The sequence below is a fragment of the Oceanobacter sp. 1_MG-2023 genome (genome assembly GCF_030689025.1).
In the GTDB taxonomy this organism is placed as follows: domain Bacteria; phylum Pseudomonadota; class Gammaproteobacteria; order Pseudomonadales; family Oceanobacteraceae; genus Oceanobacter.
This window is the reverse complement of record NZ_JAUYWA010000008.1, coordinates 133042-146089: the sequence shown is the minus strand read 5'-3', so window position 1 is coordinate 146089 and position 13048 is coordinate 133042. Positions and strand designations below refer to the sequence as shown.

The 13048-nt window shown below is 54.5% G+C and carries 13 protein-coding genes; 10 read left to right on the top strand and 3 right to left on the bottom strand.

The genetic code is table 11. The features are described from left to right. Nucleotides 1-128 precede the first annotated feature (128 nt). A complete protein-coding gene (locus tag Q8W22_RS07730; RefSeq protein ID WP_303431886.1) occupies nucleotides 129-731 on the bottom strand; it encodes a mechanosensitive ion channel family protein in 603 nt (200 codons plus the stop codon). A 76-nt stretch (nucleotides 732-807) separates the two neighbouring features. Beyond that, on the bottom strand, nucleotides 808-1854 hold the full coding sequence (locus Q8W22_RS07725) for a succinylglutamate desuccinylase/aspartoacylase family protein (protein ID WP_303431887.1): 1047 nt from the start codon (nucleotides 1852-1854) through the stop codon (nucleotides 808-810). A gap of 300 nt (nucleotides 1855-2154) precedes the next feature. Between Q8W22_RS07725 and dmeF the strand changes: the two genes are divergently transcribed. From dmeF to Q8W22_RS07695, 6 genes are all read left to right on the top strand, one after another. After that, nucleotides 2155-3153, top strand: coding sequence for a CDF family Co(II)/Ni(II) efflux transporter DmeF (gene dmeF, locus Q8W22_RS07720; protein ID WP_305451984.1), 999 nt, complete (start codon nucleotides 2155-2157; stop codon nucleotides 3151-3153). A gap of 247 nt (nucleotides 3154-3400) precedes the next feature. Next, complete coding sequence (locus Q8W22_RS07715) at nucleotides 3401-4444, top strand: DUF4382 domain-containing protein (protein WP_305451983.1); 1044 nt, start codon at nucleotides 3401-3403, stop codon at nucleotides 4442-4444. 47 nt (nucleotides 4445-4491) lie between these two features. Further along, on the top strand, nucleotides 4492-5019 hold the full coding sequence (locus Q8W22_RS07710; RefSeq protein WP_303431890.1) for an RNA polymerase sigma factor: 528 nt from the start codon (nucleotides 4492-4494) through the stop codon (nucleotides 5017-5019). Between the two features lie 5 nt (nucleotides 5020-5024). After that, nucleotides 5025-5525, top strand: coding sequence for a hypothetical protein (locus tag Q8W22_RS07705; protein WP_305451982.1), 501 nt, complete (start codon nucleotides 5025-5027; stop codon nucleotides 5523-5525). Between the two features lies 1 nt (nucleotide 5526). Beyond that, entirely contained in the window at nucleotides 5527-5838 is a 312-nt protein-coding gene (locus tag Q8W22_RS07700) for a hypothetical protein (RefSeq protein ID WP_303431892.1), read from the top strand. Further along, entirely contained in the window at nucleotides 5828-6331 is a 504-nt protein-coding gene (locus Q8W22_RS07695; RefSeq protein WP_303431893.1) for a DUF3106 domain-containing protein, read from the top strand. Before Q8W22_RS07700 ends, Q8W22_RS07695 begins: the two co-directional genes overlap by 11 nt. Nucleotides 6332-6334: 3 nt before the next feature. On the opposite strand, the gene Q8W22_RS07690 is transcribed toward Q8W22_RS07695, so the two are convergent. Continuing rightward, a complete protein-coding gene (locus tag Q8W22_RS07690) occupies nucleotides 6335-7300 on the bottom strand; it encodes a hypothetical protein (RefSeq protein ID WP_305451981.1) in 966 nt (321 codons plus the stop codon). A gap of 87 nt (nucleotides 7301-7387) precedes the next feature. Between Q8W22_RS07690 and Q8W22_RS07685 the strand changes: the two genes are divergently transcribed. The 4 genes from Q8W22_RS07685 to dnaE all read left to right on the top strand — a co-directional run bounded on the left by Q8W22_RS07685 (nucleotide 7388) and on the right by dnaE (nucleotide 13037). Beyond that, nucleotides 7388-8170 (top strand): pseudouridine synthase, encoded by a 783-nt coding sequence (locus Q8W22_RS07685; protein ID WP_303431895.1) that lies wholly within the window; start codon nucleotides 7388-7390, stop codon nucleotides 8168-8170. Nucleotides 8171-8342: 172 nt separating this feature from the next. Then, a complete protein-coding gene (locus Q8W22_RS07680; protein WP_303431896.1) occupies nucleotides 8343-9062 on the top strand; it encodes an AzlC family ABC transporter permease in 720 nt (239 codons plus the stop codon). After that, nucleotides 9052-9363: an AzlD family protein gene (locus Q8W22_RS07675; RefSeq protein ID WP_305414035.1), complete on the top strand. Its 312-nt coding sequence runs from the start codon at nucleotides 9052-9054 to the stop codon at nucleotides 9361-9363. Before Q8W22_RS07680 ends, Q8W22_RS07675 begins: the two co-directional genes overlap by 11 nt. 173 nt (nucleotides 9364-9536) lie before the next feature. Then, nucleotides 9537-13037 carry a DNA polymerase III subunit alpha gene (gene dnaE, locus Q8W22_RS07670; protein WP_305414037.1) on the top strand — a complete coding sequence of 1167 codons (3501 nt, stop codon included), beginning with the start codon at nucleotides 9537-9539 and terminating at the stop codon, nucleotides 13035-13037. The last annotated feature ends 11 nt before the right edge of the window (nucleotides 13038-13048 follow it).

Here is a 13048-nt window from a genome sequence, read left to right as displayed (position 1 = left end):
TCGTATTTATCAGACATGATGTGTCACTCCCTGTAGAGGGTAAACTATAGAGGTGACACAGAATTTTGAACACTACCAATCATCCCCGTCCTGAATAATTTCTGTCTCTGGTAAGCCTGCAAGCCGTGTTACTGTCTGGGCTGGTCCTGGTCGGTTGGTACTGGCTGGTGGTCAGGGTGATCGGAAATAACTTCCCGAAAGACCGCACTGTGTGGCTTGTCTTCTGCTGGACGAATCGAGAGCCAGCGTTCCCCTCGTTGTGACATGATCACTGCCTTTTGAAACACCATGGTGTTTGGAATACTCAATTCGTAGCCATCGTCGGTACGCAAGAGCAAATGAAACAGAGTGATTTCTTCAATCACGGCTTCCGGGCAATCTTCTTCCAGAATGCGGATACGGTCGCCTGGACGATAAGGAAAGAAGAAAAAGATAATCACACTGGCGGTTACGTTACTGAGCACTGACCATTGTGCGAACAGGGCAACGCCAAGCAAGGCGACCGCCGATGACAGTACAAACGTCAGCTCGGTATAGCCAAACCCGACCACCAGCCCGATTACCAGTAGCAAACAGGTGAACAGGGCGATCTGCAGCGCTTTTTGCAAATAAAACACGCGACTCAGACTGACTTTTCTTTTGTGCCCCTGATCTTCGATAAAGCCCATCACTATACGATTGAGATAGGCATAGCCTACTACCGCAAGAATTACGAGAAGGATTTTAAGCATTCGGCCTGTCACTCCAGCTGTTTGACCCGTATTACCTGCCGCTGTTGAGGAATACGGGTCTGATTGGGGTTATGGGTCAGTTTTGCAGCAGAATGTCGTCTGGCAGCAGGCTGTCGTGCATGTTTTCAATGCTTTCGATGACATCGTCCGGCGCGGAAAAATAAGCGACGTTAAACATGGCATCTCCTTCATGGACCAGCGGGATGTTCTGACAGCCAATAATAATGCCGTCCTTGTGGGCGATAACCTTATCGAGCTGGGTACCAAAGGGATCGCAGATAATAGCCATGATGTCGTCTTTTTCGACCTTGTCGCCGAGGTGCTTGAGATTACGCACAAAGCCGCTGTCGGTGGCTCGCATCCAGCCGCTGTTACGGGCAATCAGGGGTTCAATCGGAAATTTTTTCTGACGGCTGGCCGGCAGCATGCCGAGATGGCGCATTACCCGCAGAATTCCCCGCTCACCAGCCCGAATGCAGAGTTCATCGTAGCGTAAGGCTTCCCCTGCTTCGTAGAGCAAGATCTTGACCCCCATTTCGTTGGCTGATTCCCGTAACGAGCCATCACGCAGGTTGGCATTCAGCAGTACCGGAACACCAAAGGCCAGCGCCATTTCCCGGGTGGTATCATCGTCCAGGTTGGCGCGAATCTGGGGCAGGTTAGAGCGATGAATGGCACCGGTATGCAGGTCGATGCCGTAATCGCATTTGGCCACCACTTCGTTAAGGAACATATGGGCCATACGAGCTGCCAGAGTGCCACGGCTGGAGCCTGGGAACGAGCGGTTGAGATCCCGACGATCGGGCAAATAGCGGCTCTGGTTGATAACCCCGAAGGCGTTGACGATAGGTACCGCAATCAGGGTGCCACGCAGGTTGCGTAATCGGGAGCCGTGAATCAGGCGATTGATGATTTCTACCCCGTTGAGTTCATCGCCATGAATCGCTGCGCTGATAAACAATGTCGGCCCTGGCTTGTTGCTGCGACGAACGTACACCGGCATGGTGACATCGGTGCTGGTATACAGGCTTCCCAATGGCAGGTTCAATTGGCAGGTAGTACCTGGTTCGATCGTGTGTCCAGCGATGCTCAGGGCAGGCTGGATAGGGGGGCGTCGGCTCATGATAGGCATCCGTTGAAGATCCGTGGAGTCTGCCAATAGTGTTACCATCTGTCACTGCTTCTCTGTTGTTGTTGAGTAAATCAGGGCAGATTTTTTGCGGTGTGAGCGTTATTCTGCGGCACCTTGTGTGTGTGTCTGGTCGTGTCGATCAACGCTGTTGCTCGATAGGCCAATAGATAGCGCGAACAGGTAGGGTTAGTCGATGGATAGGCCCGCTGTATTATCAGCGTAATCCATCCATGTGCCTGTGATGATGCCCCGGTATTTATACACTTTTTTTATTAGCCAATAGTCAGACTTATGCCTTCATCCAATCATTGTTTGTGTTATCAGCCAACCCTTATTGCGGATCGACAATCCGGGGAAACCCGCACGCTTTGGGTACTGTGGTTGACGTTATTCACCATGGTGGCCGAAATTATTGTCGGTACTGCATATGGCTCAATGGCGTTGCTTGCGGATGGCTGGCATATGGGAACGCACGTGGCGGCGTTTACCATCACGCTGTTTGCTTACCGCTATGCTCGTCGTCATGCGATGGATGCGGATTTCAGTTTTGGTACCGGCAAAGTGTCGGTATTGGGGGGATTTGCCAGTGCGGTTGCGTTGGGTGTGGTGGCTCTGATGATGGTGCTGGAATCGGTTCAGCGTTTGTTTATGCCTCATGAAATCGGCTTTTCGGAGTCGATTGCGGTTGCAGTCATTGGCTTGCTGGTGAATTTGGCCAGTGCCTGGTTATTGAAAGACCATCACTCCCATCATCATGCACATCATAATCACCACGATCACCACGATCACCACGATCACCACGATCACCACGATCACCACGATCACCACGATCACCACGAGCATCACGAGCATCACGAACATCACGAGCAAGACCATAATTTGCGGGCAGCCTATATGCACGTCCTGGCCGATGCCCTGACCTCAATCCTGGCGATCGTGGCCCTGACGGCAGCCATGATGCTGGGCTGGTTATGGCTGGATGCGCTGATGGGTATAGTGGGAGCGACGATTATTTCGGTATGGGCTTTGGGGTTGTTGAAAGATACCAGTCGCATTCTGCTGGATGGCAGTATTGAAGCGCCAATCCGGCAACAGATTATCGACCGGATACTGACCGCTGGAGCAGAAATTCGCGATATCCATATCTGGAAAATATCGGCAGATCATTATGCGTTGGTGTTGTCGGTAGCCAGTAGTGAGAACGAGATCGCCAGCCGGATTCGTCAGCATCTGGCCGATTATCCTCAATTACAGCACATCACCATCGAAGTGCGTCATCCGTTGCTTTAATCTTCCGGGCGGCTTTGCTGCCATGACGGACATGCGGGTCATGAGCCTGCCTTGCTGGCCGATACACTGACACGGCTCCCGCTTGTTTGCGGCGCGCCGTTGGAAGCGGTTGTCCTGTTGCCCTGTTTTTCTCGATTTGTTTTTTTGTTGTGTCAACCGAAACGAATCTGCTCCGTTATATGAATACGTGAAACAACATAATAGCGATATTCCAACAGCAAGCAGGTGTCAGTTTCAGGAGTGACCTATGAAAGCAACGGCATGGTGGCTGGCAATTGCAGCCAGCCTGATGGCAGGTTGCGGTGGTGTGGGGGATGATAGCGCCAGCGCTCCGGCAGCTGGTGAAACCGGCACGGTTCAAATTGCCTTGACCGATGCAGAAGAAGATTTTCTGACTTATCAGGTTGAGGTACTGGGTATCACTCTGGTTCGTGACGATGGCACCGAGGTGGATGTTCTTCCTGCCGCCACGGCAGTGGATTTTGTTCAGTATCAGCAGTTAAGTGAGCTGCTGATGGTCGCGTCCATACCGGCTGGCTATTACCGTAGCGTCTTGGTCAATCTTGATTATGCTGACGCTGATATTGTCGTTCAGGACCGTACTGGTGTGTCTTATAACGCGACAGCGGTAGATTCCCATGGCGAAACCATCAGTACCCTGGAAGTATCCGTTGATTTTGGCGAGGGAGAACTGAATGTTGGCCGTAACAGCGTGGCAGCTCTGACACTGGATCTGGATCTGGCGGCTTCCAACGAAGTACTTTCCTGTGATCCCGCTGTTGTTGAAGTCGAACCTTTCCTGATGGTTGTTGCCAGCGACGATACGGACAAGGAGCATCGTGTTCGTGGCCAGTTGATCCATTCCGATACGGACACTGCAGAGATTACCCTGGCGATTCGCCCCATGCGGCACCGCAGCGGCGAATTTGGCGATCTGGTGGTGGCTGTGACAGAAACAACGCGTTATGACATTGATGGGGTTCCCTATACCGGCAGTGGCGGCCTGGCCTTGATTATGGCACTGGATAACGCGACACCGATTGTGAGCTACGGCAGTCTTGATAACACCGGTACGTTTACCGCAACAGAAATATTGACCGGTGCCAGCGTCGTCTGGCGCGGTGGCGATGTGGTGAGCGGTATGGTTAGCGCCCGCAGCAGCCATGGATTCACCCTGAACGGAGCAGTGACCGAGCGCCGTAGCCACGACACCCGCTTTACCTCCATGCCGGAGATGACACTGGCTGAAAGCCTTCTCTACTACGGATTACACCCAGTAAAACAAGGCTGAAAGACAGAAAAGGAAGCGGAGGTGACTGGCTTGGAGACAGACATGGTATGACCGCCAGGTTGAATGATTTCCTGATCTCGGTTGAGCGTCGGGCCTTTCGGATGGTGCGGCTTGCTGCTGCCAATGATGAAGATGCTCTGGATGTAGTGCAGGAAGCGATGACCCGGCTGATCAGCCACTATCGCGACCGGGAAGAAGCGGAATGGCGGCCGCTGTTTTTCCGCATCTTGCAGCACTGTCTCGCCGACAGCTTGCGTCAGCAACGGAAGCAGCGCCGCTGGATGTTCTGGTCGGGCAGTCAGACGGATGTTCCAGACACTGGCAGTGCCGATGGTATGGATGGCTACCTGGGTGATTACCGCGACGAGCCGGATCAGGCCCTGGCCAGCAGTCGTCAACAGCAAGCGCTGATCAACGCCATTGAGACCCTGCCTTTCCAGCAACAGCAGTGTTTCTTGTTACGCTGTTGGGAAGGGCTAAGCGTACGGGAGACGGCAGATGCGCTGAATATTTCCGAGGGCAGTGTCAAAACCCATTTGTCCAGAGCACGGCAAAAATTGAATGAGATGGGCTGAGTATCATGATAACGAAATCTGCGGATAAAACCTCAAGGGTTAGACCGGCGACGGTAACCGTAACAGAGCAACAGCTTCTGGCACTGCTGGATGAGCAGGCAGAGGCGTTGCCAGAATCCCTGACCGATCAACTGGCACAACGACGGGCGGCTGCTTTCGTGCAAGCCATGGCTGACACCGATACACGTCGAACTTCCACGTCCGCTACCTGGTACTCCAGGCCGCTATTGCCAGTGGGAGTGACGGCCTGCTTGATACTGGCCAGTGTGATCTGGTTGATACAAGCCGGGAAGGGGGCGCCAGCAGGCACCCATCCTTTGGGCCATGATACTGTCGCTCTGGCACAAGTCGAGGCACAGGTCGAGGCACAGCAGCAACTGGATGACATGATGGCGTTGGCGGCGCTTGATGAAGATGAATGGGATATACTGCAGCAATTGGAATTTGCCTATTGGCTAAGCGAGTTACCGAATGCCAATCCCCCAGTCCTGGATAAGGCCGGTTAAGATGGCGGCACTAATAACCCTGTCATCTTCTGCGGGCTGGATGCTGCCGTTGGTGCCTGTTCAGGCAGAACCGGAGGGTGCACCGAAACGTGAGCCGGACAGTACGCCAGATATAGGACTGTTGCTCTATCTGGCCGATCAGGTCGAGATTGATGACGAGTGGATTGATCCGATGATGCTGCTGGGGGCGTCGCCTCTGACCCCGCAAGATACCGAGGTCAGCAGCCCGGCGCCTGTGCCACAAGCAAGCACAGGTTTTCCAGGCACAACCGAGCCAACCGGGACGCGGTCGGAGGTGGACAATGAAGAGTGAGCATCCCCAGGTATTACTGCAGTGGCCGCGGCGAATCAGTCTGACAATACTCATGCTGATGGCGCTGTTGAGCGGATGGGTACTGTTATCAAAACCCGTGCAGGCACAGGAATGGCAAAGCTTGCCCGACAGCACCCAGCAGTTACTGGAGGGGATATCCGAGCGTTGGGACAGTCTGGATGACGAGCGGCAGCAAGCGTTGTTGCGTGGGGTTGAACGCTGGCAGTCGATGACTGACAGTGAACGGCAGGCCGTCAGTGAACGCTTCAGCCGCTGGCAGAGTTTGCCAGAAAGTCAGCGACAGATATTACGGGATCGGTTGCACACCTTGCGCGATATGAGCCCTGAGCAGCGCCAGCAAATTCTCGATGCCTTGCATAATTATCAACAGGCGACGCCGGAGCAGCGGCTGCGACTGCGTCAGCGCTTTCAGAGCTTGTCGCCACAACAGCGTAATGCCATACGGCAACAACTGCGTTTAAAACGTTATTAACGGTTACCAAAACCAGTCGAGACCGATTGAAATCTGCTGGTCGTGTGGTGTCTGCAAAGGCATGACCAGCTGGCTGGTGAGTTGCCAGTGAGTATTCAGCAAGGCAACAAACACACTGGCACTGGCCCATTGCTGCCTGACGGTTGTTGTCCGAGCGCCAGTTTGCTGCCAGCGATAGGCGAGGCCGTTGCTGGCGGGCGTTAACAGATCGCCACTCAAGATACGTTGGTAATCCAGCGCGACGCCGGGAGCCCACAAGCGCTGGCTCTGTTGTTCTTCCAGTAACCAGGTCAGGCTCAGCCCCGTACCCAGATCAACACCTGTCTGGGTATCGTCGGCCTGGAGGCTGATGACACGACGCCCGGTCTCCCTTGAGCCGGGCACCACGATGGCGACCGATTCCCGGCGTTTCGAGTGACTCAGGGTGTGCCCCAGTTGGACATGGCTGCCAAGCAGCCACTGGTCAGCAAGCCAGAAATCCCGGCTGGCAGCAGCGGACAGGGAGCGATCGTTATGGTTTTGGCGCACAGTATGGCGATCCTCCAACACACCGAACTGAACGTCGTAATCCTCGTAGAAACGAGAGCCTTCCAGCCGTAGCCAGCCGTCCTGAAACAAATAGCCGAGAGAGACTGATCCACCCCGGTTCTGGTAGTTCAGGCCGTTATCGGTGGCCTGCTGGCGATCCATGCTGCCAGCGATAAACCATTGCTCATTCCAGGTTGCTGTTGCCGAAACGACAGGGCCATGATTGTCGAGTTGGTAGTGGCGGTGACTCTCTTCCAGCGAAAGGCGGGCGTATTGCCAGGTCAGCCCGCCTTGCCAGTTGATACCACCTGCGTGCAGCTGCGGGCAGGACAGCAATCCGGCGCAGATGACTGGCAGCAGCAAGCGGCATCGCCAATGGCTTTTGGCACCGCACCAGAATCGGCGGCGGAGTGACAGGGCAAAACATCCGTGTCGAAACATGGTATTTCCCGTACTGCAAGCAGAGACGGCAAAGCGTACTGGTCAACGTGTTGCGAATCCAGTCCTGATAACGGCAGGAAGGAGTGATTGTCGCTGCAATTTGCGCTGGTCGACTGTTATCATGACCGGCTTTTTCGTCATCGGAGCTTCGACGCGTGTATGGCCAGTTGTCGCTATCGCCTGGATCGGTTTATTGCCCAGCATTCAACGTATTCACGTCGTGATGTACGTTTGCTGCTGGCGCAACAACGTATCACGGTTGACGGGGTGGTCGCGCGGGATATTAACCAGCCGATTGGGCCTTTTCATCGGATAACCCTGGACGCTGCGGTGCTGCAACAGCAGCAGCCGGTGTATCTGGGGATGAACAAGCCGGCAGGCGTGGTCAGTGCGACCCGCGATGACGAACATACAACCGTGATCGACCAGTTGTGCCAGCATCCAGGTTGCCCGCTGGCGACAGAACAACTGCAGCAGCTGCATATTGTCGGGCGTCTGGATCGGGCTTCCAGTGGATTGCTGTTGTTGACCAACGACAGTGACTGGTCGCGGCGGCTGATGTCCCCGGAGCACAAGGTCGCCAAAGTGTATCGTGTCACGCTGGCGCACCCGGTCAGCACGGAGTGTATTGCTGCGTTTGCGGCCGGCATGTATTTCCCTTATGAAAATATCACCACCCGTCCGGCATTGCTGGAAATCATGGCTGAGCGGCAAGTACAGGTCACGCTGACCGAAGGTCGCTATCACCAGATCAAACGCATGTTTGGCCGTTTCCGGAACCCTGTACTGGCACTACACCGGCTCAGTATCGGACCATGGCAGTTGCCGCCAGAATGTGCGCCAGGAGATAGCTGGCAAGTATTACCTTGACCGCTGTAGGCGCTTGTTCTGCCTGCCGCTACTGTCCGGGTCAAAAAGAGTTGTTGTGTGTCTGTACCCGCCACAGGCGTTCTGGTTGAGTGGGCTTCACTGTTATCCATTGCCCGTTTTTGCGAGTGATAGCCGCTGTGTCGATAACCCTGTGCCGCAAGAGGATTAGATAATGACCCATCGTCATACCGAATTACACCATGTCAGCAGACCGCTGGTCTGGTCTGGCTTCAAGCAACTGGCACCGATTTCTGTGCTGGTCACTGCCTTTGGCGTGGCTTTTGGCCTGGCTGCGGCACAGACCGGCCTGCATGACTCAACCATTATGATGATGAGTGCCCTGGTGTTTGCCGGAGCCGCCCAGTTTGCAGCGTTGGAATTGTGGGGCGCACAGATACCGCTGCTGACGATGATCATCACCGTATTTGCCATTAATGCCCGGCATTTGTTGATGGGAGCAACCCTGTATCCCTGGTTACGGCACCAGCCTCCGTTAAAACGTTACGGCATGATGCTGGTGGCCTCCGATGCCAATTGGGCCATGTCGATGCAGGAGTTCAGCCGCGGCAAACCCGGTCTGGGCCTGCTGTTTGGGGGAGGGATTGCCCTGTGGCTCTTTTGGGTACTAGGTACCTGGCTGGGGATGCATTTTGGTAATGCCATTAATGATCCCAAGAGTTTTGGGCTGGATATGGTGATGGGGTGTTTTTTCCTTGCCCTGATTGTGGGTGGTGAAAAAGATGTGCGCATGTTGTTTATCTGGGTGGTGGCTGCGGCTTCATCATCGCTGGCATATTGGTACTTACCCGATAACAGCCATGTGATTGTTGGTGCCCTGGCAGGCGGCATCGTGGGTACTGTTTGGGGTGGAGAGCAAGATAGTGGACATTGAAACCGCCGGAGGCGGGGCTTTGCTGGTGGTGCTGGTGATGGCGCTGGTGACATTGGCCACTCGCTGGGGTGGCGTTTATGTAATGGCGTTTGTACCCATCAATTACCGGGTCAAACAATTTATTCAGGCCATGTCTGGTTCTGTGCTGGTCGCCTTGCTGACGCCGATGGTGATTAACGGTGATAGTGGTGCCCGGCTGGCCTTGATAACCACCGCAGGCGTTATGCTGCTGGTCAAAAAACCGTTACCGGCGATTGTCAGTGGCGTCACGGTAGCCGCCTTGAGTCGCTATCTTGTCTGAGGAGTGGGTCCTGTCCGGGTAGCCTTGTCCTGTTCGTAAGCAAGGCTGAGCAGGAATCCCGCCCACTGCAGCATCCGATGGTGTGATCTGCGGTAAACTCCCTGCCCGTGTTTGATTATCCATTATCACGACGCACTACTGCGCATCATTACGTATTACTACAGGCCTTTGTTATGTCGTCTCCTGCTGCTTTTGTTCACCTGCGTGTTCATTCTGAATATTCTCTCTACGACAGTACAGTGCGGGTGAAAAAGCTGATTGGTGCCACCGTGGCGGCTGATATGCCTGCTGTGGCCCTGACCGATCAGAGCAATATGTATGCGCTGGTGAAGTTCTACAAAGGCTGTCTGGGTCAAGGTATCAAGCCGATTCTGGGAGCCGATTTATGGCTTGAGAACCCGGAAGACAGCTATGCGCCGTTTCGGGTAACGGCATTGTGTATGACTCCGGCGGGGTATCTTGGTCTGCGTGAGCTGATTTCCCAGGCCTACCTGAACCAGTATCACGACAAGGCGGTGGTCAAGCGGGAATGGCTGATCGAAAAAAACGACGGCCTGATCCTGTTGTCCGGTGCTCGGGAAGGCGATATTGGCCAGCGGGTATTAAAAGGCAAACTGGAAGATGCCGAGGCACTGGCGCTGGAATATCAGCGGGTTTTTGGTGATCGTTTTTATCTCGAGATCCAGCGTACCGGCCGTACCGGTGACGAAGCGCTGGTGAAAGCCAGCCTGGTACTGGCGGGCAAATTGCGGTTGCCGGTGGTGGCCACCAACGATGTGCGGTTTATTTACGCCGACGATTACGAAGCGCATGAAACCCGGGTCTCGATTGGCCAGGGTTATGCGCTGGATGACAAGCGCCGGCCCCGGGAATACAGCAATCAGCAATATTTCCGTAGTGCTGAAGAAATGATCCAGTTGTTTCAGGATGCCCCGACGGCAATCCAGAACACCGTCGAAATTGCCAAGCGTTGTTCGGTTGAAGTCCTGCTGGGCAAATATTTCCTGCCGGATTACCCGATCCCCGAAGGTATGAGTGAAGCGGATTTTTTCCGCAAGATATCCGAAGTGGGTCTGGAAGAACGTCTGGAGGTGATTCTGGCCGGTATTCCGAAAGACTCCGAAGAATACCGTGAGAAGCGCAAACCCTATGATGAACGGCTGATCTTCGAGCTGGATATTATTATCCAGATGGGATTCCCCGGTTACTTCCTGATCGTGATGGACTTTATTCAGTGGGCCAAACAGCACGATATTCCCGTCGGGCCTGGCCGGGGTTCCGGTGCCGGTTCGCTGGTGGCCTATGCCCAGAAAATTACCGACCTTGACCCACTGGAATACGACCTGCTGTTCGAACGCTTCCTGAACCCGGAGCGGGTATCGATGCCCGACTTCGATATCGACTTCTGTATGGAAGACCGCGAAAAAGTGATCGCCTACGTGGCGGACACTTACGGCCGTCAGGCGGTTTCCCAGATCGTTACCTTCGGCACCATGGCCGCCCGTGCGGTGGTACGTGACGTTGCCCGCGCCCAGGGCAAGCCATTTGGTCTGGCCGATCGCTTGTCGAAGCTGATTCCGGGTGATCCTGGTATGACGCTGGAAAAAGCCCTTGACGCCGAAGCCCCGCTAAAAGAATTTCTGGAAGAAGACGAAGAAGCCCAGGAAATCTGGGAAATGGCGCTCAAGCTCGAAGGTATCGCCCGCCAGACCGGTAAACACGCTGGTGGTGTGGTGATCGCGCCGACCAAACTGACCGACTTTTCCGCCACCGCCTGTGAGCCGGACGGCAGTGGTCTGGTGACCCAGTTCGACAAGAATGACGTTGAAGAAGCCGGCCTGGTGAAATTCGACTTTTTGGGCTTGCGTACCCTGACCATTATCGATTGGGCGCTGAAAACCATTAACAGCAAGCGCGCCAAGGAAAATCTGCCCCCGGTCGAGATTGAGCATATTCCGCTTGATGATGAAGCGTCGTACACCCTGCTTAAAAAAGCCCAGACCACTGCGGTGTTCCAGCTCGAATCCCGAGGCATGAAAGACCTGATCCGCCGCCTGCAGCCTGATAACATTGAAGACATGATCGCCCTGGTGGCACTGTTTCGTCCCGGCCCGCTGGAATCCGGCATGGTGGACGACTTTATCAACCGGAAACACGGCCGTGCCAAGGTGGCATATCCGCACCCGGATTTTGAACACGAAAGCCTGAAAGAAGTCCTCGAACCCACCTATGGCGTTATTGTTTATCAGGAACAGGTGATGCAAATCGCCCAGGTACTGGCCGGCTACACCCTCGGTGGCGCGGATATGCTGCGACGGGCAATGGGTAAGAAAAAACCGGAAGAAATGGCCAAGCAGCGGGATATTTTCCGCAGCGGTGCCATTGATACCGGAGTCGATCCTGATCTGGCGATGAAAATTTTTGACCTGGTGGAGAAGTTTGCCGGTTACGGTTTTAACAAATCCCACTCGGCCGCCTATGCCGTGGTGTCGTACCAGACACTGTGGCTGAAACAGCATTATCCGGCACCTTTTATGGCGGCGGTATTAACCTCCGACATGCAGAACACCGACAAGGTCGTGATCTTCTTTGAAGAGTGTCGGGAAATGGGGCTGGAGCTGGTCTTGCCCGATGTGAACCAGTCGCACTTCGGTTTTACCGTTAACGATGACGGTGCGATTGTATACGGACTGGGAGCCGTGAAAGGCGTAGGTGAAGGGCCGATTGAGGCCATTATTGCCGCCCGCGAAGCCGGTCAACCCTTCCAGGATCTGTTTGATTTTTGTCAGCGTGTAGACGGTAAAAAACTCAACAAACGAGTACTCGAAGCCCTGGTTCGTTGTGGCGCATTTGATGCCCTGCCGGTTGCTGCCCCCCGGGCAGTGCTGATGGCCAGTATCGAGGACGCGATGAAAAGCGCCGGTCAGACTGCTGCCAACGAAGCCGCCGGCATGATGGATCTGTTTGGTGAGGTACAGGCCGAAGAAGCGGTGGGTGCCGATCCGTACGAACGTTTCCGCAAGCTGCGAGACTGGACGCTAAAAGAACGTCTGCAAGGTGAAAAAGATACCCTTGGCCTGTTTGTAACAGGACACCCGTTCGATGAATACGAAGCGGAAGTGCGGCAGCTGGCTCCTGCCAAACTGGCCAACCTGCAAGACAGCAAAAAACCGCAGAAACTGGCCGGGTTGGTGGTGGATATGCGTTTGATGAAAAACAAGCGCGGTGAAAACATGTGTTTTGTCACCCTGGATGATCGCTCTGGCCGGATGGAAGTGGCGCTGTTTTCAGATGTTTATGAACAGGTACGGGAAGTGGTTGCCAAAGACAAGGTGCTGATTGTGGAAGCCCAGATCAGCAACGACTCGTATTCTGGTGGTTTGAAAGCCATTGGTCGTTCCGCCATGGAAATCACCCAGGCCCGTTTGAATTTCGCCCAATCAATCCGTATTCACATGAATGGTGAACAACTGGATGATACCTTTTGCCGGTCACTTGGGCAGTTATTACAGCCGTTGGAAGGAGGCTGCCCGGTGGTGCTGGACTATCGTAACGAGACCGCCCGTTGTGACATTCGCCTCGGCGAAGAATGGCGGGTTAACCCAACCGATGAACAGCTGCTGCAACTACGCTATGAATTTGGTGAGCAAGCGGTCGAACTGGTGTTCGGCTAGCCTGATGTCGA